Consider the following 18,322-nt stretch of genomic DNA (forward strand, 5'->3'; position numbering starts at 1 on the left):
ATTGATGTAAATGTTAATTGTATAATTGAATATTATGGAGGATTACCCAAGTCTGGCTGAAGGGAATGGTCTTGAAAACCATCAGGTCGGGAAACCGGCGCGAGAGTTCGAATCTCTCATCCTCCTTATCAATAAATTTAAATAATATTATCGCGGGATGGAGCAGTTCGGTAGCTCGTCGGGCCCATAACCCGAAGGTCGTTGGTTCAAATCCAGCTCCCGCAATTAAACAAAAGACTAGGCTTTAGCTTAGTCTTTTTTTGTTCTTAATGGTAAAAGTTTTTTGAAATATTTTTTGAAAAAAAAGAAATCATAGTTAAACAAGCCATTTTTTTGATATAATGTAAAATAGTTAGGCCAAATTGAAAAGGAGAAAAGTAAATGCAATTACGCCAAAATATTTACCAGCGTAAATTTAAAATAAAGCCAAGCATGGTAATTATTAGTGTATTATTGTTAGTAATTATTGCAATAATTGTGATTTTTGAAGTTGCTTTAAATCCAGCAAAAAGTGATAAAAACACATATGAGGCGATTGCTAAGAAGAGTGGAATTACACAGGTAGATTCTTTTCTAGTTTCAAAGCGCTCTAAGATTTACTATTCGGTAATTGGAGAAAACAATAAAAAGCAAGATATAGCAGTTATCATGCATGCAAATGATAAAAAATTTAAGCCAGTAATTTTAAAAATGAATGATGGCCTATCAGAAAATCAAGTTAGAAGTCTTGTGCAACAACGTTACAGTCCTAAAAAGGTTTATTCAGTTGCCTTAACATTATATGATGGGGCACCTGCCTGGGATGTTTCATATTTAGATCAAAAACAAAATCTAAGCTTTGCGACCATTCAATTTACAAATGGTAAGCAATTGAAATTAATTCAAAATCTATAATAGAGGTACATTTTAAATGTTAAAAAGTATCGTTTGGATGAGCTATGTCAATCTGGTGGTCATTACACAACAATAAGTGTAATGACCCCAAAATAGCTAATAATATCAATCAAAAGGATGAAAAAATGGAAAGTATTAACATTATTGATGCAGGAAAACATGTTGATGAAGAAGTCGTGATTGGCGCTTGGTTAACAAATAAACGTTCTAGTGGTAAAATTGCGTTCTTACAATTACGTGATGGTTCAGCATATTTCCAAGGAGTAGTTATTAAAGCTAATGTTGCAGAAGAAATCTTTGAATTAGCTAAGGAATTGAAGCAAGAGACCGCAATTAAAATTACTGGGACCATTCACGAAGACCAACGCTCACATTTTGGTTATGAAATTGAAATTTCAAATATTGAAGTTATCGGTGAATCTGATGAATATCCAATCACACCTAAAGAACATGGTACAGATTTTTTGATGGATAACCGTCATTTGTATCTTCGTCACCAAAAACCATTCGCTATCATGAAAGTCCGTAACGAAATTATTCGTGCAACTTACGAATTCTTTAATAACGAAGGCTTTACCAAATTGGATGCCCCAATTTTAACTGGTTCAGCTCCGGAAGGAACAACTGAATTATTTGAAACTGATTACTTTGGCCAACCAGCTTTCCTATCACAAACTGGTCAATTATATGCTGAAGCAGGTGCAATGGCATATGGTAAGGTCTTTACTTTCGGCCCAACTTTCCGTGCTGAAAAATCAAAGACTCGTCGTCACTTGACTGAATTTTGGATGATTGAACCTGAAATGGCGTGGATGCACCAAGAAGATAGTCTTGAATTACAAGAACGCTACATTGCATTTCTAGTGCAAAACGTGATTGATCACTGTGCTTACGAATTAAAATTGCTTGATCGTGATATTGAAACACTTCGTAAATACACCCAATTACCATTCCCACGTCTTTCATATGATGATGCGGTTGAATTATTAAAAGAAAATGGCTTCGATGTTGAATGGGGTGTCGATTTTGGCTCACCTGAAGAAACATTCTTGGCTAACCACTTTGAAAAACCAGTCTTTATCGTTAACTTTCCAAAAGCAATTAAGGCCTTCTATATGAAACGTCATCCGCTTCGTGATGATATTGTTATTTCAGCTGACTTGCTTGCACCAGAAGGCTACGGTGAAATTATTGGTGGCTCAGAACGTGATACTGACTACGAATACTTAAAAGCCCGCATCGAAGAACAAGGTTTGAGTCTTGATGAATATGGTTGGTATTTAGACTTACGTAAGTACGGTTCAGTGCCACACAGTGGTTTTGGTTTAGGTCTTGAACGTGCTGTTACTTGGATTACTGGAACTGAACATATTCGTGAAGCAATTCCATTCCCTCGAACAATTACGCGAATCCGTCCATAATAAATATAATACTTTTGAACGTGGTAGATTATTTTTTGAATCTACCGCGTTTTATTATATATAATAAATATATTACTAGCAGTGGAGGGCTACACAATGAAACAAGAAACAGTGGATGCTTTTATCAAAGCAGGTAGCTTATCGATAAGCAATTACTTGTTAGAACATTATCAAGATATTGGGATGAATAACGAGCAATTAGTTGTCTACATTCAATTGAAAAAAGCAGTAGAACGGGGACAAGATTTGCCTGATTTAACTATTATTGCGAAATTTTTACATATGACCAAAAATGCAGTTGCCAATGTACTACAAAGCATGATTGCTGCCAAATTAGCTGAAATAAAGACAGTTACAAATGAATTCGGCCAGAAAATTGATCAACTAAATTTTGATGGCCTATATGCTAAGCTTTTGGGTGAAATTGATGTAGAAAATAAAATTATTACTCCACAACAATCAAAACGTGCCACTCGACAAGAGGTATTTGCAACCATTGAAAGTGAGTTTAGACGACCATTATCAACGTTTGAATTACAAACTGTTAGTAAATGGCTTGATGATGAAAATTATGACCCAGAAACAATTTTAATGGCATTAAGGGAAGCTGTACTAAATAATGTTTATAACTTCCGATATATTGAGCAGATATTAGTAAATTGGCAACAAAAGAATATTAAAACCGAGCTAGATGTTGCTCAGCATCGAAATGCACGACAACAAAAAATGAACAATGATAAGAAACCAGAAAATATGAGGATTCGAAATATTCCATATATTGATATCACAAATTTAGAAAATAATTAAGCACGCTTGAATTAAAATTTTAATAGCCTCTTAATACAGACAAAATAGGAGTGTGACCATAGACATACACAAAAAAGCTAGGAATTTACTTTTCCTAGCTTTTTTGTGTATATTTATCGAGACCAGCTTTGGCGCAGTCTCATTAAACTTTTATCGTATAGCTGTTACCATCTATTACTATTTAGTCACTGACCGTTAAGCCAGTAGATACTAGATGTTGCGCGTAATCGTTAATGGTATTTAATAATGAAGGTAAGGTGGCTGAATCAAATGGTGATTCAATAGCACATAAGTTTAGTAAATTTAGTAAACTATCGTGTGAACTGTTTTTTGCAAATTGGATATACTTATTAACAATATCAGCATTTCCTTGTTCTTCAGTCGGCTGCCAAAACTGCATTCCGATAACAATACCTAAAAGATCATCAACCGCGGTATTAGGATGAGTAATTAGTGTTTCGTCTAATAACCATGTTGGTAACTGTCCTAATTGATTAGGCCACAAATTATTTAATTCAGCTAGAGATGGTGTAGATGGTTGATATAAATAATTAGCAAATTTAATTTGATTGGCGTGATAGTTTAACGCTTGTAAATTCTTTTTAATCATTAATTTTTGAAATGTTTGTGCATCATTGCCAATTAGTAAATGAAGCCAAGGCCAGCTAATAAATTCAAATCCTTTAGCTAAAGCCGTTTGTGTATCGGTAAATGAAAAAATTAAGTTACCTGATTTAAGACCACGAATTGAGAACGCTTGAAAGGCCCGGCCAAATTGATTTAATAGTGCATCAACCTGATTAGGTAAACAATCAGTATTAATTGTGATTTCTGGCAATTGTTTATTGATAATAAATGTAGCAAGGCTTGGGACATCACAATATATGTTATTCGTGAAATGCAAACTATTATGCTCTACTAAATAATCATAAAAACGCGTAGTTACTGGATCAATGGCATCTAAAAACGGTTTTAAATTTTTTTGAAGATTAGTACTAGTGAAATTAGCGTTTGTTTGTGGCAAATCGGGTTGATCAAGTTTAATTGGTATGGTATTAAGAATTGTGTCGCAAAGGGTTAGGACTTCATTGATAGTGTAATCAATATGATTATGACGAGCCATATTAAATTCACTATAAGTAGAATAGTTAAGTATTTTAGCTTGTTGTTTACGATTGGCTGTTAATTTTTCAAATAAGGTAATTAGTTTAGCTTGATTTAATGTTAAAAAATTGGTAACAGTAGTTTCAATCAGTGTCTGTGTCTGAATATCTAAAGTGAATAATATTTGTAATGCGCTAGTTAATGACAAAACATGGCCATTGACGTTAATTGTTGCCGTTGATAATATTTTATGATATTGATTGATAAGGATTTGTTCATCTAGTAATAAAGCGTCAATCTCAGTAGAATATGTCTTTAATTGATTTTCAGCTAATTTAAACTTTGCTAATGGTAAGGCGATTGCTAGTTGATTACGAAATTTTGATTTTATTAAGCTATTTGCAAGGCGGTATGCTAAGTCTTGTAAAAGTGGGACTTGCATGTCCCAGATAGCTAATTCATCGATATATGTTTTATCAGCTGGATGTTGAGTTGCTAAAGTTTGTAAAATTTCATAAGTTGATATTAGGGAGTCATTGAGATTGTCTAGATTCTGAATGGTCATTTGAGCAATATTTACAGACTCAGCTTTTTTAAATTTTTGAACTGCATCAATATAGTCTAAACGAAAGACATCAAAATCTGGTCGAACATACTGTAGCACTTGTAATTTTTGGGCCATAATATTCTCCTAAATTCTAATATTCCTTTAATCATACCATAATTTTTGGCCTGAGAAAGTGCTTTACACAAAACAAAAGAATCATTTAATGACATAATTCTAATAACATATATAGTAAGCTATGGTAAACTTGCAATAAAATAAGTTAAACTAAGAGGAAAAAAATGAAAATTCGTGAAGCCCATTCCAGTGATCAATCGTTAGTTTCAAATTTAATATTGACGATTATCAATCAAATGGAATTAAAAGAATTAGTTAATTTTACTGATAATGATAAAATAAATTTAATAACACAAGCATATAATTTAGAAAGATTACTAGATTATACAGATATTTTGCTTGCTGAAATTGATGGTAAAATTGTGGGGATGAGTTATTCTTATCCTGCTGATGTTGAAATGCAAACACGTGCTGATATCTTAAAAAGCACTCAGGGAATTGATTTACATCCTAACCAAGAAGCATGGCCAGAAGAATGGTATTTAGAAATGTTATCAGTTAATCCAAATTATCGTGGTCATGGAATTGGTAAAGCATTAATAGAAGCAACAATTGAAAGTGCACGTCTAAATGATTTTGAAAAAATTAGTTTGAACGTAGATAACAGTAATCCACGTGCAGAAAAGCTATACAGTAAGCAAGGTTTCTCTACAGTAAGTCAAATAATGATTGGTGAGCATGCCTATAAACATATGATTAAAGCTTTAGATTAAAGTGGTAATAAATTTTTGGCTTTTTTTGCAATTTTTTTATGCAAATGTTTGACATTCTTTGACTAAAGAGTATTATATTAATTGTTAGCACTTGGAGGTTATGAGTGCTAAAGTGAGGTGAAAGGTATGTTAACAGATCGCCAGAAATTAATTCTCCAAGCGATTGTACTTGCTTACACTGAAACCGGGCATGCTGTTGGTTCCAAGAAGTTAGTTGAAATGCTGAGTATTTCAGTTAGTTCAGCAACAATTCGAAATGAAATGGCCGTCTTGGAAGATTTTGGTTTGATTCAAAAAGAACATACAAGTTCTGGTCGAATCCCATCATTAGCGGGGTATCGCTATTATGTAGACCATTTAAAACATCGTGATATTTTGATTGGTCAAAATGACTTATCAATGATTCGACAGTCACTTAATGGATCATATGCAAAAGTTGATGAGATAATTGCTAATTCTACGAATATGTTGTCAAAATTAACGTCATATACTGCATTAGCAATAAAACCCGAGATAAGTGATGTTCGATTATCTGGTTTTCGATTAGTACCTCTTGGTAATCACCAAGTTTTAGCAATTCTAGTTACTGATAGTGGAGAAGTTGAGAGTCAACAATTTGCAATTGGTAAAGATGTCAGCGGTGATCAACTAGAAGCAATCGTGCGTATAGTTAATGATCAACTTGTCGGTCAGCCATTAAGTATTGTTTTGCAACGGTTGTTGACTGATATACCAATTCAAATAACACAGTACTTGAAAACCCCTGATGGTTTTTTACAAACCTTTGGCCAGGCATTAGATCGTGCAACATCAGATCAATTCTTTGTAGGTGGGCGATTGAATCTACTTGATTTTAGTAGTATTGATGATCCTACAACTATTAAGGATTTATATCATTTGTTAAGCAATAAAACTGATATGCACGATATGATGATTCCTTCTCAAATGGAAGATAGCACGAAAGTGTCAGTCAAAATTGGAGATGAAATTGCCAACGATTTACTAAAAAATTATTCATTACTAACAGCAACCTATGATGTTGGTAATCATGGACGGGGTATGATTGCAATTCTTGGTCCAACCCGGATGTCGTATTCACGTACGATTGGCCTACTTGGAGCATTTAAGCAAGAGCTAACAAATAAACTAATAAATTATTATCAATTTTATGATGAGTAGGAGGTGCTAAATGGCCGAGGAAAAGAAAAGCGTAGATGAACAAGAAATTGATGCTACGCAAGCGACTGCAAGTGAAAATATTGAGGGTAATGAACCCCAAGGAACTGAAGCAGACGCAACAGTTGACCAAAATACACCGGAAGCTAATCAAATCGCTGACTTAGAAGCACAATTAGCCGCAATGGAAGATAAATATCTTCGTAGTCAAGCTGAAATTGCTAACATGCATACGCGTTTTAAGAAGGAACAAGAAACCATGCTTAAATACGAAGGTACTAAATTAGCTAAAGCAGTTATTCCTGCTATTGATAATTTAGAACGTGCGTTAGCAGTACCAGCTGAAGGTGAAGCTGCCGAAAAGTTGAAAACAGGTGTTGAAATGGTCTTAAAGACTGTTAACCAGGCGCTTGAGAGTAACGATATTAAAGCAGTTGGTGCTGAAGGTGAAGCTTTTGATCCAACTTGTCACCAAGCCATTCAATCAGTGGCAGCTGATGAGCAACATCCAGCTGATACGGTTGTAAGTGTGCTTCAAAAAGGATATATGTTAAAAGATCGTGTTTTGCGACCAGCAATGGTTAGCGTAGCACAATAAAAAATAAAAAAATTATTAAAAGAGGTAAGGATATAATGTCAAAGATTATTGGTATTGATTTAGGTACAACTAACTCAGCTGTTGCAGTCTTAGAAGGTGGTAAAGCAAAAATTATCACTAACCCAGATGGTAACCGTACTACGCCTTCTGTAGTTGCGTTTAAGAACGGTGAAACGGTTGTTGGGGATACTGCTAAACGTCAAATGGTTACTAACCCTAACACAATTGCATCAATTAAGCGTCACATGGGTGAATCAGGTTACAAAGTTGACGTTGAAGGTACTTCATACACACCAGAACAAGTTTCAGCAATGGTATTACAATACATCAAGAAGTACGCTGAAGATTACTTAGGTGAAGAAGTTACTCAAGCTGTTATTACAGTACCTGCCTACTTTAACGATGCCCAACGTCAAGCAACAAAAGATGCCGGTACAATCGCTGGTTTGAAGGTTGAACGAATTATTAACGAACCTACAGCTGCCGCATTAGCTTACGGTATGGATAGTGATGACCGTGATGAAAAAATCTTAGTATATGACCTTGGTGGTGGTACTTTTGACGTTTCAATTCTTGAATTAGGAGATGGTGTCTTTGACGTTCTTTCAACTAATGGTGATACTCACCTTGGTGGGGATGACTTTGATAACAAGATTATTGATTGGTTAATTGCTGATTTCAAGGCTGAACATGGTGTTGATTTGTCATCAGATACACTTGCAATGCAACGTTTGAAGGATGCCGCTGAAGCAGCTAAGAAGACCCTTTCTTCTTCAACCGAAGCTCAAATTGACTTGCCATTTATTGCTTCAAGCAACGAAGGTCCATTGCACATCCAAACTTCACTTTCACAAGCAAAGTTTAACCAATTAACAGTTGATTTGATTGAACGCGCTGAAGAACCTGTTCGTAATGCCTTGAAGGATGCAGGTCTTACAATGGCTGATATTGATCAAGTTATCTTAAATGGTGGTTCAACACGGATTCCAGCTGTTCAAGAATCAGTACGGAAGTTAACTGGTAAGGAACCATCACACTCAATTAACCCTGATGAAGCCGTTGCCCTTGGTGCGGCCGTACAAGGTGGAGTTATCACTGGGGATGTTACTGATGTGGTCCTTCTTGATGTTACACCACTTTCACTTGGTATCGAAACAATGGGTGGGGTCTTTACTAAGTTAATCGACCGTAACACAACGATTCCAGTTTCTAAGTCACAAACATTCTCAACTGCCGCTGATAACCAACCAGCTGTGGATATCCACGTGTTGCAAGGTGAACGTTCAATGGCTGCTGATAACAAGACTTTGGGACGTTTCCAATTAACTGACATTCCAGCTGCTCCACGTGGAATCCCTCAAATCGAAGTTACTTTCGATATTGATAAGAACGGAATTGTTAACGTATCTGCTAAGGACCTTGGAACTAACAAGGAACAAAAGATTACTATCAAGTCAAACTCAGGTTTAACTGATGAAGAAATCGAACGTATGATGAACGATGCTAAGGCTAACGAAGAAGCCGATGCTAAGCGTAAGGAAGAAGTTGACTTACGCAATGAAGTTGACCAATTAATTTTCCAAACTGAAAAGACATTAAAAGAAGTTGGTGATAAGTTACCAGAAACAGATACTGCAGCAACTAAAACTGCTCTTGAAGATTTGAAGAAGGCTCAAGCTGACGATAACCTTGATGATATGAAAGCTAAGAAAGAAGCTTTAAGTGAAGCTGCTCAAGAATTAGCTGTTAAGTTATACCAACAAGGTGAAGCTGCTCAAGGTCAAGCTGGTGAAACTGATGGTAAAGCCACTGATAACACTGTTGATGGTGACTTTGAAGAAGTAGATCCTAAGAATAAGAAGTAATTTATGAATCGACCTAGTGGGTTTGGGAAATTTCCCAAACCCGCTTTGTCTATCAAGTATTTAATTGTGCGATGCAGTAAGAAGGGATGAAACGATGGGCAATAATCCATATGAAACATTAGGTGTTGATAAAAGCGCCTCACAAGATGAAATAAAAAAAGCATACCGTAAATTGTCAAAGAAGTATCACCCGGATATTAATCATGAAGCAGGTGCTGAGGATAAGTATAAGCAAGTACAGGAAGCTTATGAAACACTTGGCGATGAACAAAAACGTGCTAATTTTGATCAGTATGGTTCTGCTGATGGTCCCCAAGGCTTTGGTGGTTTTGGCGGTGGTCAAGGTGGTTTCGGTGGTCAAGGCGGCTTTGGTGGCTTTGAAGATATTTTTGGACAAATGTTTGGGGGTGGCGGTAGCCGTCGCCGTGATCCAAATGCCCCACAAGTTGGTGATGATATAGAACAAGTTGTTAACTTAACTTTTGAAGAAGCTGTTTTTGGTAAAACTGTTCGAGTTAAGTATCAACGTGATGAAGAATGTGAAACTTGTCATGGCTCAGGAGCTAAGGCGGGCACATCACCAGTAACCTGTCACAAATGTGGTGGTTCTGGTGTGATTAATGTTGTGCAAGATACAATGTTTGGTCGCATTCAAACACAGGCTACATGTGATGTTTGTCATGGAACTGGTAAAGAAATCAAAGAAAAATGTGAAACTTGTCACGGAACTGGGCACACACGTGAAATGCATGAAGTTGATTTACCAATCCCTGCTGGAGTGGAAGATCACGTTCAAATGCGCTTCTCTAGTCAAGGTAATGCGGGAGTTAACGGTGGTCCTTATGGTGATTTGTATGTAAGTTTCAATATTGCTAAATCACCTGATTTTGAACGTAACGGAGCTGATATTTACAGTACGCAAGGTTTAACGTTCTCACAATTAGCACTAGGTGATGAAGTCTTAATTAAAACCGTTCATGGGGATGTTAAGATGAAAATTCCAGCTGGAACTCAACCAGGCACAAACTTCCGTTTAAAGGGGAAGGGGGCGCCAGTATTCCGTGGACACGGTAATGGTGATCAACATGTGACTGTGACAGTTAAGGTGCCAACAAGTTTAAATAAAGGGCAAAAAGAAGCTTTGAAAGCTTTTGCTATTGCTAGTGGCGATAAAGCACCTAAAACCGGGTTTTTTAAATAAGATAATGCGGTAAATAGTTGAATAAAAGTTAAACTATGACAGAAGTTAAGTGCTAGTGTGAATTAGTGTACTGGTACTTGTCAAGTTGACAAATTAAATAACATAAAAATAGTTATGTAATTAACTGTTTTGAAATGGCCTTATATCGGAATTATGCCGGTGTAAGGCCATTTTTTTTAATGATGAATAGTATTGAAATGTAGTATCACAATTTTTTATTTAAGTGAATAAAATTCATCTAAACAATGAATAAGAGTCATTTGATTCACCTAGGCAAAAACGATACACTAAATTTATCGATAAATTAGAGAGTAGGATATCAATTATGGATAAACAAGAAGTAGAAATGGCACGTGACCTCAAAGGGCGCCATATTCAATTAATTGCCCTTGGTGGGACAATTGGAACAGGACTTTTTATGGGAGCAGGGTCGTCTATTAAATTAGCTGGACCTGGAATTATTTGGATTTATATGTTAACAGGAGTCTTTGCCTTCCTAATTATGCGGGCTCTCGGTGAGTTATTATTGTCAGATACTAGTAAACATAGTTTTATTAATTTTATTGAACAATATATAGGTGTTGATGCTAGTTACATTGCTGGTTGGACATATTGGATTAGTTGGATAACTATTGCCATGGGAGATCTGACAGCTACAGGGATTTATATTCAATATTGGTTTCCAAGTATTCCGCAATGGATTCCTGATTTAATATTTTTGTTAATTATTTGGGGCTTGAACTCAATCACGGTTAAGGCGTTTGGAGAAACTGAATTTTGGTTTGCAATGATTAAAATTGTTGCAATTATTGCTTTAATTATCCTAGGGATTGTATTAATTGCAATTCATTTTAAGACCCCAATGGGCCATGCTTCACTTGGCAATTTAGTAAATCACGGTGGTTGGTTCCCAACTGGTCCCAAAAATGCAATTTTAGCTTTTCAAATGGTATTCTTTGCCTTTGTTGGTATTGAAATTGTGGGGGTAACGGCTTCAGAGACTAAGAATCCTAAAAAAATTATTCCTAAAGCAATAAATGATATTCCAACTCGAATTTTATTATTTTATGTTGGGTCGTTGTTAGTTGTTATGAGTATCTATCCATGGGTTAATTTTTCTGGTTCAGAATCACCATTTGTGAAAGTCTTTGCTGCAGTTGGTATACCCGCGGCTGCAGGAATAATTAATTTTGTTGTTTTAACAGCCTCTGCTTCTGCTTTAAATAGTTCAATTTTCACAACTAGCCGCATGATTTTTGCACTTACAAGTGAAAACAATTATTTTCATAAATTATCACACGCACAAGTACCGACCCGTGCTGTAAATATGTCAGTTGCGATTATTAGTTTAGCAGTTGTTTTAAATGGTGTTCTTCAGGGTAAAGTTTTTGGTTTTATTACTAGTGTTGCAACGACAACATTTATTGCAATCTATGCATTAATTGTCTTGGCCCATTTAAGATATAAAAAAACATTGAAAAATACGCTTGAAAATACAGCCTTTAAAATGCCTGGAGCACCTTTTACAGACTATCTGATTCTTGCATTTTTAGCTTTTGTTTTTGTAGTATTGTTCATGCAAAAAGAAACTATGTATGCAGCAATAGGAACAATCATATGGTTTATTGTGTTGATTGTATGGAGATTTAAAGAAAAAAAGAAAAAAATTTGAAAAATATTCGTAAAAAACATTTACAATTACCTTAAATTCATTCTACAATAGAAACTAATGTATTTTTAATTTTTTAATGTATAAATAGAGGAGCAAGCAGAATGAAGATGAATAAGAAGGTAATGCGGATTTCTCTAGGCTGGCGGATTTTAATTGGGCTAGCTGTTGGGATAATCCTTGGAGTTATTTTTTATAAAAATCAAGGATTTACCGTTTTTGCTCAAGGTGTAGGAACATTTTTCATTAATATGATATCAATGATCGTATTACCAATTGTTGTAACTAGTCTAACTGTCGGAATTGCTAATATTGGTGATTTGCATAAATTAGGCCGTGTGGGTGGTAAAACCATTTTATATTTTGAGGTGGTATCCACAATTGCTTTAATTCTAGGTTTGCTCGTTGCTAATATCACTGATATTGGACACTTTGTAAATCTAAAGGGACTAGAAGCCGCAGATATTTCAAAATATGTTGCTACAGCAAAGGTTGCAAGTCATAATGGTTTGGGATCCATTTTAATGTCAATTGTACCAACAAATATTTTTGCCGCCTTAAGCGAAGGCAGCATGTTACCCGTAATTTTCTTTTCAGTTTTCTTCGGTTTAGGGATTTCAGCTATTGGTGAACGAGGTCAAATTGTTATTGATTTCTTACAAGCTGTTTCCGAGGTTATGTTTAAAGTTACTGCTTGGGTTATGGAATTTGCGCCATTCGGTGTAGCTGGACTAATCGGAGTTACTGTTGCTCAACTTGGATTGGCATCATTAAAACCATTAGGCTTGTTTATTGGAGTTGCTTACTTAACGATGGCGATCTTCATCATCGTAATTCTTGGGGCAATTGCTGCAATTTACAAAATTAATATTTTTGATGTCTTAACAGTTTTTAAGGATGAATTAGTACTTGCTTTCTCAACTGCTAGTTCAGAAGTTACCTTACCAAAGTTGATTGAAAAGACACAAAAAATGGGTGTTTCAAAGGGAGTTGTTTCCTTTGTTATCCCAACTGGATATACTTTTAACTTAGATGGTTCAGCAATTTATCAAGCATTGGCTGCAGTATTTATGGCTCAGGCATATCACATTCATCTTTCAATTGGGCAACAGTTGACTTTATTAGTTGTTTTAATGGTCTCATCAAAAGGGATGGCTGGTGTACCAGGAGCATCGTTTGTGGTTCTCTTAGCAACTGTTTCAACAATTGGGGTACCAGTATCTGGTTTAGCACTAATTGCTGGAATTGATCGACTAGTGGATATGGGTCGAACGGCAGTTAACGTAGCTGGTAATGGATTAGCAACACTTATTATTGGTAAATCAGAGCATGAATTTGATCATGATAAGTACGTTGAATATGTTGCAAGTTACAAAAAGTAATAGTAAAAAATGTATCCAAAAGCGGTGGGAAATTTTTCCTACCGCTTTTTTTATTAATGGCAATAATAGAGTTTAAATTTGTTAAACAAATAATTTTAATAAGTTAAAATGGTATAATTAGTAATATTATAAGTTGGAGGTAACCATGGATAAAGAAACTTTAAGGCAGGATGCTATCATTGCGTTACGCCAACTAACACTAGATGCAAAAAACGCAATTATGGCTGATAATTTAAAACAACTAAGCAATTTACCAGATTGGCAAAATGCACAAAATATTGGTATAACGTACAGCATGCCATTAGAATTACCAACACAACTTATTATTAATAAAGCACTTGAAATTGGAAAAAATGTTTATCTACCAAAATGTATGCCTGGGCATCAATTAAAATTTTTACCATATCAATTAAATGATCAACTAGTTAAAAATAGTTTTGGGGTATTAGAACCAATTGAACAAGAGGTTCCTACTCCCGCACCCATCGATTTACTAATTGTGCCTGGATTACGTTTTGCATGTAATAATGGTATGAGAATTGGTTTTGGCGGTGGCTATTATGATCGCTTTTTGGTAAATTTTGTGGGGACTAAAATTAGTTTAAGTGCTAAAGAATTAGTCACTGAGCAAATGGATTGGCAAAGTGAATCATTTGACCAGCCGGTTGATCGAATACTTATTGGAGAAAAAAATGCAAATAATAAATAAAAAGCCATATATCACATATCTGTTGGTTGCAATAAGTATAATTGTTTTTATAATTATGACTGTAAGCGGAGGAACGACGGCTATCCCAAATCTATTACGGTTTGGTGCAAGTTTTCAACCGTATATCCTTGCTGGCCAATGGTATCGATTAATAACTCCTATATTCATTCATATTGGATTTGAACATTTATTTTTAAATATGTTAACGGTATATTTCTGTGGCATATTTTTAGAACAGCTATTTGGTTGGTGGCGCTTTACACTAATTTATATGATTGCAGGGATAGGTGGTAATCTTTTAAGTAGTTCATTGATGCCAAATACAATTTCAGCTGGTGCTTCAACTTCAATTTTTGGTATGTTTGGAGCCTTTGTAATGTTAGGATTCATATATCGTCAATCAGATTATTTTCATGCTTTAGGGCGTCAATTTGGAATTTTAATCATTATGAACTTAGTTTTTGCTTTGTGGCCAGGGAGCGGAATTGATATTTTGGGGCATGTTGGTGGTTTAATAACTGGTTTTCTTACTGCATTAATGGTTGGTACACCCAAAAATTTTGGTCCTAATATTAGGCGTTATCAGTTTTGGGGGATGATTGGCTTGGCAATTTATACCATAGTAACAATGTGGTGGCTTTATAATGGATAAAGCAATAGGTGAGATAAATGAATACGTATTATGATATTTTACAATATTTAAAGAAATTTGATGTCTATATTTATGTTGGTAGCCGGTTAGGTGATCTTGAATTAGCGGCTTTAGAAATCGATAATTTATATCGTGCGGGAGTCCTTGAAGAACAGCGATATGCGAAATTTAAGTTGATTTTGCGCCATGAGCATACTTTGGAAGAACAACGACAAAGAATTTAAATTATTAGATAGCCTTGAAGAAATTCTTCAAGGTTTTTTTATTATATTTAGGATATATTTGAGGCTACTATACAATAAATAATATAAAATTTTTTGAAGCAATGAAGCTTTTGAAAGTTAGTAATTCTTGACAAAATATTTTAGCTATAACAGTATAAAAAACATATAATAGATGGTGAACACGGAATAAATTTTTAAGCGAGGAATAAAAATGATTAAACAAAATTTAGGAATTGGTGCATACCAAGGTTTGCCAATTGAAAATGAATCTAGTTTTGAATATGTTAAGTTGCCAATAGTAACACCGACAGGACATGATGTATTAGTTAAAATAAGCGCAGTTTCGGTCAATCCAGTTGATACTAAATTACGGATGGGATTAGCTAAAACTGCAACTCCAAAGGTTTTTGGTTATGATGCAGTTGGTGAAGTCATCGCTATTGGGAGCGAAGTAACCAAATTCAAGCCAGGAAATCGAGTGTTTTACGCCGGTGATGCGACTCGAGCAGGTAGCAACGCAACATACCAGTTAGTTCGTGAAGAAATTATGGCTTTAGCACCGGTTACGTTGTCTGATGCGCAAGCAGCAGCAATGCCATTAACAGCGTTAACTGCATACGAGTTACTTTTTGAAAAGCTACATCTACGTCCTGAAGCTGACGCACACGATGGCGAAACATTATTAGTAGTGAATGGTGCTGGTGGGGTAGGGTCAGTATTAATTCAACTCGCTAAATGGATTGGCATGACTGTTATCGCAACAGCTTCACGGCCTGAAACTAAAGCCTTTGTAGCAAAGATGGGAGCGGATTATATCGTAAATCATCGTGAAGATTATGTAACTACTGTACATGAATTAGGATTTGAAACCGTTGATAATGCAGTAATATTGAATGCAACTGATATGCATTTCAAAAAAGTAGCGACGTTAATTGCTCCTTTTGGACAAATTGGGGCCATCGCAGCTAGTGAAGCTTTATTACCGATGAATTTACTTAAAAATAAGAGTGCTAGTTTTAATTGGGAATTTATGTTTGCTAAAACACAGTATAATTTTCAAATTGAATCTCAAGGTGAATATTTACAACAAATAGCTGAATTGTTGAATACAAGCATAATTCATTCAACGCTAACAAAGACACTTAAAGGACTCACGTTAGCTAATTTAAAATTAGCACACCAAATTATTGAGAATGGTGAAATGATTGGGAAATTAGTAATAACTGGGCCAGTTGAATAGTCAATGTAAAAAATTAAAAAAAGATAATTATTTTTAAATGAAAGCGCTTTACAAAAGCTGAGAAATTAACTATTATTTACTTATGTTCACGGAAAAGTGAATAATGGAAAGGAAGGAAATTAACATGGTCGGAATTATTATTGCAAGCCACGGTAAGTTTGCCGAAGGTATCAAGCAATCCGGACAAATGATTTTCGGGGAACAAGAAAAGGTTCAAGTGGTTACATTCATGCCCGATGAAGGACCAGATGATTTGATGGCACATTTAGATCAAGCAATCAAAACATTTGATGAGGGGGACGAAGTTTTATTCTTAGTTGATTTATGGGGTGGTTCACCTTTTAATGCAGCTAATCGTATTCAAGCAGTAAACCCTGATAAAACAGCGATTGTAACAGGCCTAAATTTACCAATGCTAATTGAAGCTTATGGTGCACGCTTTTCAATGCAAAAAGCTGAAGAAATTGCTCATTATCTTGTTGGAGTTGCACGTGATGGTGTCAAAAGTATTCCTGAAACTGTTGAAGCTACCGAGGCAACAACACAGACAGTTGCAACTGTTGAAGATACACCTCAAGTGTCAGCAACTACGCCAGCCGAGCATACTGGCAAAATCGAATTTGATGTTCGTTTAGTTCGAATTGATTCGCGATTACTTCATGGTCAAGTTGCAACAGCTTGGACAAAGTCAGTACGACCTAATCGAATTATTGTTGTATCTGATGGAGTATCCCACGATGAATTACGAAAGACATTGATTACGCAAGCAGCACCTTCAGGGGTTAAGGCTAACGTGATTCCGGTTGATAAATTGATTGAAGTTTATGACGATCCACGTTTCCGTTCAGTTAAAGCATTATTCCTATTTGAAAATCCACAAGATGTTAAACGGGTGGTAGATGCAGGGGTTGTGTTTGATGAAGTTAACATCGGTTCGATGTCATTTAGTGATGGTAAAACGATGGTTACTAACACAATTGCGGTTGACCAAAATGATGTTGAAACATATAAAAGCATGGCTGAAAAGGGTGTTAAATTTGAAATTCGTAAAGTACCTGCGGACTCAAGTGAAGATTTATTTGCAGCTCTTAAGAAAAAAGGAATGGCTTAATTTAGCTTATTCGATGGGATTTATTTAATTATCTAAATTTTTATATTTTATTATGGAGGAATTATTATGTCAGCATTTTTTGTTGTCTTGTTTGCCTTCTTAGCCGGGGTTGAAGGAATTCTTGATGAATTCCAATTTCACCAACCAATTGTTGCTGCTTCTTTGATTGGTTTGGCTAATGGGCACTTAATGGAAGGAGTAGTTCTTGGTGGGACACTCCAATTAATTGCTTTGGGATGGTTTAACGTTGGGGCTGCGGTTGCCCCAGATGCTGCATTAGCATCTGTTATTTCCGCTTATTTGGTTACTGGACCGGCTCAAGTTGAAGTTAATACTGGGATTGCTGTTGCAATTCCACTTGCCGTTGCAGGTCAAGTATTAACGATCTTTGTTCGGACATTAACAGTTGCGTTAGCCCACACTGCGGACCGTTATGCCGAAAAAGGTAGCCTTCGAGGTGTTGAAATGGTTCACGTAATAGCACTTATTATTCAAGGTCTTCGAATTGCGATTCCAACAATGATTGTTATGGCTGTTGGAGCTGGCCCAGTCCGAGATGCACTTGGGGCTATTCCTAAGGTTATTACTGGTGGTTTAGGTGTTGCCGGTGGCTTTATTGTTGTTGTTGGTTATGGAATGGTTATTAGTATGATGGCAACACCACAATTATGGCCATTCTTCTTCCTTGGTTTTGCCCTTTCTGCAGTTACACAATTAAACTTAATTGCAATGGGTATCATTGGGGTAGTAATTGCCTTACTTTATCTTCAACTCTCACCTGAATTTAATGGCCGTGGTGGCGGTCCATCAAATGGTGGCTCATCGAATGGTGGGGACCCAATTGATGATATTTTAAATAATTACTAAGGAGGAA

The 18,322-nt window shown here is 35.7% G+C and carries 17 protein-coding genes and 2 tRNA genes; 18 read left to right on the forward strand and 1 reads right to left on the reverse strand.

Annotated elements, in window-relative coordinates:
* Window positions 1-36: 36 nt before the first annotated feature.
* The 5 genes from HF964_RS07225 to HF964_RS07245 all read left to right on the forward strand — a co-directional run bounded on the left by HF964_RS07225 (window position 37) and on the right by HF964_RS07245 (window position 3,122).
* Window positions 37-126 (forward strand) — tRNA-Ser (locus tag HF964_RS07225).
* A gap of 25 nt (window positions 127-151) precedes the next feature.
* Window positions 152-225 (forward strand) — tRNA-Met (locus HF964_RS07230).
* 156 nt (window positions 226-381) lie between these two features.
* Window positions 382-894: a cell wall elongation regulator TseB-like domain-containing protein gene (locus HF964_RS07235; protein ID WP_168722380.1), complete on the forward strand. Its 513-nt coding sequence runs from the start codon at window positions 382-384 to the stop codon at window positions 892-894.
* A gap of 125 nt (window positions 895-1,019) precedes the next feature.
* Entirely contained in the window at window positions 1,020-2,315 is a 1,296-nt protein-coding gene (asnS, locus tag HF964_RS07240; protein ID WP_168722477.1) for an asparagine--tRNA ligase, read from the forward strand.
* 96 nt (window positions 2,316-2,411) lie between these two features.
* Window positions 2,412-3,122, forward strand: coding sequence for a DnaD domain-containing protein (locus HF964_RS07245; RefSeq protein WP_168722381.1), 711 nt, complete (start codon window positions 2,412-2,414; stop codon window positions 3,120-3,122).
* Window positions 3,123-3,303: 181 nt separating this feature from the next.
* Here the strand turns inward: HF964_RS07245 and HF964_RS07250 are convergent, their stop codons facing one another.
* Window positions 3,304-4,908 carry a M3 family oligoendopeptidase gene (locus HF964_RS07250; protein ID WP_168722382.1) on the reverse strand — a complete coding sequence of 535 codons (1,605 nt, stop codon included), beginning with the start codon at window positions 4,906-4,908 and terminating at the stop codon, window positions 3,304-3,306.
* 164 nt (window positions 4,909-5,072) lie between these two features.
* Between HF964_RS07250 and HF964_RS07255 the strand changes: the two genes are divergently transcribed.
* The 13 genes from HF964_RS07255 to HF964_RS07315 all read left to right on the forward strand — a co-directional run bounded on the left by HF964_RS07255 (window position 5,073) and on the right by HF964_RS07315 (window position 18,315).
* Window positions 5,073-5,621 carry a GNAT family N-acetyltransferase gene (locus tag HF964_RS07255; protein WP_168722383.1) on the forward strand — a complete coding sequence of 183 codons (549 nt, stop codon included), beginning with the start codon at window positions 5,073-5,075 and terminating at the stop codon, window positions 5,619-5,621.
* Between the two features lie 126 nt (window positions 5,622-5,747).
* Window positions 5,748-6,800, forward strand: a complete 1,053-nt coding sequence (hrcA, locus tag HF964_RS07260; protein WP_168722384.1) for a heat-inducible transcriptional repressor HrcA — start codon at window positions 5,748-5,750, stop codon at window positions 6,798-6,800.
* A gap of 10 nt (window positions 6,801-6,810) precedes the next feature.
* A complete protein-coding gene (gene grpE, locus HF964_RS07265) occupies window positions 6,811-7,395 on the forward strand; it encodes a nucleotide exchange factor GrpE (protein ID WP_168722385.1) in 585 nt (194 codons plus the stop codon).
* 35 nt (window positions 7,396-7,430) lie between these two features.
* Window positions 7,431-9,260, forward strand: coding sequence for a molecular chaperone DnaK (gene dnaK / locus HF964_RS07270; RefSeq protein ID WP_168722386.1), 1,830 nt, complete (start codon window positions 7,431-7,433; stop codon window positions 9,258-9,260).
* 94 nt (window positions 9,261-9,354) lie between these two features.
* The gene (gene dnaJ, locus HF964_RS07275) at window positions 9,355-10,461 is read left to right on the forward strand and encodes a molecular chaperone DnaJ (protein ID WP_168722387.1); all 1,107 of its coding nucleotides are present in this window, start codon (window positions 9,355-9,357) and stop codon (window positions 10,459-10,461) included.
* Between the two features lie 325 nt (window positions 10,462-10,786).
* Window positions 10,787-12,133: an amino acid permease gene (locus HF964_RS07280; RefSeq protein WP_168722388.1), complete on the forward strand. Its 1,347-nt coding sequence runs from the start codon at window positions 10,787-10,789 to the stop codon at window positions 12,131-12,133.
* A gap of 101 nt (window positions 12,134-12,234) precedes the next feature.
* The gene (locus HF964_RS07285; protein ID WP_168722389.1) at window positions 12,235-13,512 is read left to right on the forward strand and encodes a dicarboxylate/amino acid:cation symporter; all 1,278 of its coding nucleotides are present in this window, start codon (window positions 12,235-12,237) and stop codon (window positions 13,510-13,512) included.
* A gap of 145 nt (window positions 13,513-13,657) precedes the next feature.
* Window positions 13,658-14,221, forward strand: a complete 564-nt coding sequence (locus HF964_RS07290; RefSeq protein ID WP_168722390.1) for a 5-formyltetrahydrofolate cyclo-ligase — start codon at window positions 13,658-13,660, stop codon at window positions 14,219-14,221.
* Window positions 14,205-14,873, forward strand: a complete 669-nt coding sequence (locus tag HF964_RS07295) for a rhomboid family intramembrane serine protease (protein ID WP_168722391.1) — start codon at window positions 14,205-14,207, stop codon at window positions 14,871-14,873. The genes HF964_RS07290 and HF964_RS07295 overlap by 17 nt, the downstream gene beginning before the upstream one ends.
* 17 nt (window positions 14,874-14,890) lie before the next feature.
* Window positions 14,891-15,097 carry a YqgQ family protein gene (locus tag HF964_RS07300; RefSeq protein ID WP_168722392.1) on the forward strand — a complete coding sequence of 69 codons (207 nt, stop codon included), beginning with the start codon at window positions 14,891-14,893 and terminating at the stop codon, window positions 15,095-15,097.
* Between the two features lie 211 nt (window positions 15,098-15,308).
* The gene (locus HF964_RS07305; RefSeq protein ID WP_168722393.1) at window positions 15,309-16,337 is read left to right on the forward strand and encodes a zinc-binding alcohol dehydrogenase family protein; all 1,029 of its coding nucleotides are present in this window, start codon (window positions 15,309-15,311) and stop codon (window positions 16,335-16,337) included.
* 124 nt (window positions 16,338-16,461) lie between these two features.
* Window positions 16,462-17,448, forward strand: a complete 987-nt coding sequence (locus HF964_RS07310; RefSeq protein ID WP_168722394.1) for a mannose/fructose/sorbose PTS transporter subunit IIA — start codon at window positions 16,462-16,464, stop codon at window positions 17,446-17,448.
* 63 nt (window positions 17,449-17,511) lie between these two features.
* Window positions 17,512-18,315: a PTS mannose/fructose/sorbose transporter subunit IIC gene (locus tag HF964_RS07315; RefSeq protein WP_168722478.1), complete on the forward strand. Its 804-nt coding sequence runs from the start codon at window positions 17,512-17,514 to the stop codon at window positions 18,313-18,315.
* Window positions 18,316-18,322: the final 7 nt, after the last annotated feature.

Origin of the sequence: Periweissella fabalis, from assembly GCF_012396505.1 — a bacterium.
GTDB classification, from domain to species: domain Bacteria; phylum Bacillota; class Bacilli; order Lactobacillales; family Lactobacillaceae; genus Periweissella; species Periweissella fabalis.